Annotated in this window: 1 protein-coding gene; it reads left to right on the forward strand. The window is 72.4% G+C overall.

The features are described 5' to 3' along the window. Positions 1 to 625: 625 nt before the first annotated feature. Positions 626 to 3056 (forward strand): SpoIIE family protein phosphatase (locus AB0O11_RS39255; protein ID WP_363397393.1); only part of this gene is annotated, 2431 nt, incomplete at its 3' end.

A 3056-nucleotide genomic window follows, 5' to 3' on the forward strand; every position in this document is an offset into this window, starting at 1 on the left:
ACCGGCGGGACAGGTGCCGGAGTGGCTCGATGCAGCAATTGTTGCCAGGTGGGGCCGCCCATCGACAAGACCCCCTCGCTACGATCCACCGTCGTGTTCACGGCTTGCCGGCGTCGATCCGCAGGGGCCGGCTGCCCGGCCGGCCAACGTGCTGAGCTGCGCAGATGTTACGGCCGGACTCGCGGGCGGGGTCGACGGGCGACCACTATCGTCCGTCGTGGACCTCTTTCCGTGTGAGTGGGCTCACGGTTTATGTCATGGTTTGTCCGGTTTGTCGGTCACTGGCCGAACTCGCACCGATGCTCTGGGTGCGGACGGTCCCCCCGGACTGAGGCCCGCGTCACACCGGAATGCGGGCCCCGCACGCGCTGTCGGCGCGGCCCTGCGTTCGTTGGACGGGCCCTCCGGTTCCGGGGGCGCCGACCTGCCCGGCGGTGCGTTCGGCCGTCCAGCGGCCTCGCGCATGCACATGTGCGGGCGGGGTGGCAGCGTGGAGGGGTCATGATCCGGATGCGCGGGGACGGCCTGGATGCACGGAGTGGACAACCACGCCCATGGGGGTGCGGAACCGGGCGGACCGGGGGAACACCGGTCCGCCCGGGGTGGGCCGCGCTCGCGGCTGTGGGTGCGCAGTGTCGCCGGGCAGGTGTTCCTGTGGATGCTGGTCGTGGTGCTGCTGCTGGTCACCGCGGCGCTGACGGCACTCATCCTGCAAGCCCGGAAGTACGCCGCGAGTGATTCCGAGAACCGCACACGCGCCGCGGCCATCACCTTGGCGCAGGTCCCCACGGTGGTGGCCGCTCTGGACAGCACCGACCCAACTGCGGTGCTGCAACCGCTGGCCCTGGACATCACGGACAAGGGCGGCTTCGACTACGTCGTGATCGCCAGCCCCGAGGGGATCCGCTACGCCCAGACCGCCCAGCCCGAGCTGATCGGACAGCGTCTCATCGGCCCGTACCAGCTGGCCCTCAAGGGGCCGATCACCCTCAGCTTCACCGCGCCCATCGGACGGGTCGTGGAGAGCAGCGCACCGGTCACCAGGCCGGACGGTTCGGTCGCCGGCCTGGTCCAGGTCGGCTACACCATCGCGCATGCGGGCAGTACGTTCAGTCAGCAGCTGCCGGTCCTGTTCGGCGGTGCGGTGGCTGCGGTGGCCGTGGGCACGGGCGGGGCGGTGCTGGTGCGGCGGCGGCTGCGCCGCCAGACGCACGGCCTGGGGCCGGCCGAGATGACGCGGATGTACGAGCACCATGACGCGGTGCTGCACGCGGTCCGTGAGGGCGTGCTGATCGTCGGCGGGGACGGACGGGCGGTGCTGGCGAACGACGAGGCCCGGCGGCTGCTGGACCTGCCGCCCGAGGTGGAGGGACGGCCGGTCACCGAGCTCGGGCTCGATCCCGGGCTGGCCGGGCTGCTGGCGTCCGGGCGGGCCGCCACCGACGAGGTCCACCCGGCCGAGGACCGGCTGCTCGCCGTCAACAACCGCCCCACCGCGCCGTACGGCGGCGGGCCCGGCAGCGTCGCGACCATCCGGGACACCACCGAGCTGCGGGCGCTGGCCGGGCAGGCCGAGGCGGCCCGCGCCCGGCTGAAGCTGCTCTACGACGCGGGTGCACGGGTCGGCACCACCCTGGACGTGGTGCGCACCGCGCAGGAACTGGCGGATGCGGCGATTCCCCGGTTCGCGGACTTCGCCACGGTCGAGCTGGCCGAGGCGGTGCTGCGCGGTGACGAGCCGCCCCCCGGCACGGGCATGGCGGGAGGCCCGCGGATCCGCCGGGTGGCCGCCGGCGGCATCCGGGACGACTGGCCGTTCCTCCCGGTGGGCTCGCAGATCGGCCCGCTGCCCGGCACCCCGGAGGCCACCGCCCTGGAGAGCGGGCACGCCACGCTGACGGCCGACCTGCACCGGGCACAGGCCTGGCAGGAGCGCGACCCGCAGACCGCCGAGCGAATCCTCGCGCACGGGGTCCACTCGCTGATCTCCGTCCCGCTGCGGGCACGCGGCCTGGCCCTGGGCACGGTCACCTTCTGGCGCGCCGACCAGTCCGAGCCCTTCGGGCAGGAGGACGTCACCTTCGCCGAGGAACTGGTCGCCCGCGCGGCAATGTGCATCGACAACGCCCGCCGGTACACCCGCGAGTACCGGATGGCCGAGGCACTGCAGCGCAGCCTGCTGCCCCGCGGGCTGCCCGAGCAGAGCGCCCTGGAAGCGGCCTACCGCTACCGGCCCGCCCAGCGAGGGGTCGGCGGCGACTGGTTCGACGTCATCCCGCTGCCCGGCTTCCGCGTGGCGCTCGTCGTCGGCGACGTCGTCGGCCACGGCCTGCACGCCGCCGCCACCATGGGCCGACTGCGCACGGCCGTACTCAACTTCTCCGCCCTCGACCTGCCCCCGGACGAACTGATCGCCCGCCTCGACGAACTGGTCGCCCACCTCGACCACGGCAGGGCCACCGACGACGAGGAGACAGCCGCCGTCACGGGCGCCACCTGCCTGTACGCGATCTACGACCCGGTCTCCGGACACTGCACCATGGCCCGCGCAGGCCACCCCCCGCCCGGACTGGTCCACACCGACGGCAGCGTGGAGTTCATCGACCTGCCCGCCGGCCCCCCGCTCGGCGTGGGCGGCCTGCCCTTCGAAACCACCGAACTCCAGCTGACACCCGGCACCACACTCGTCCTCTACACCGACGGACTCGTCACCAGCCGCGAACGCGACCTCGACAACGGACTCACCCTGCTACGGCATACCCTGACGCACACCCACACGAACGAGCCCCCGGACACCACCTGCCAGACCGTGTTCGACGCACTGGTCCCACCGAACCCGCGCGACGACATCGCCCTCCTCATCGCACGCACACGCCTCTTCGAACCCGACCAGATCGCCACCTGGGACGTCCCACACGACTTCGCCGCCGTCTCCCGCATCCGCAACCAATGCGCCGACCAACTGACCACCTGGGGCCTGGAGGACCTGACCTTCACCACCGAACTGATCCTCAGCGAACTCATCACCAACGCCATCCGCTACGGCACCGAACCCG

Source organism: Kitasatospora sp. NPDC093102 (genome assembly GCF_040683915.1).
GTDB lineage: Bacteria > Actinomycetota > Actinomycetes > Streptomycetales > Streptomycetaceae > Kitasatospora.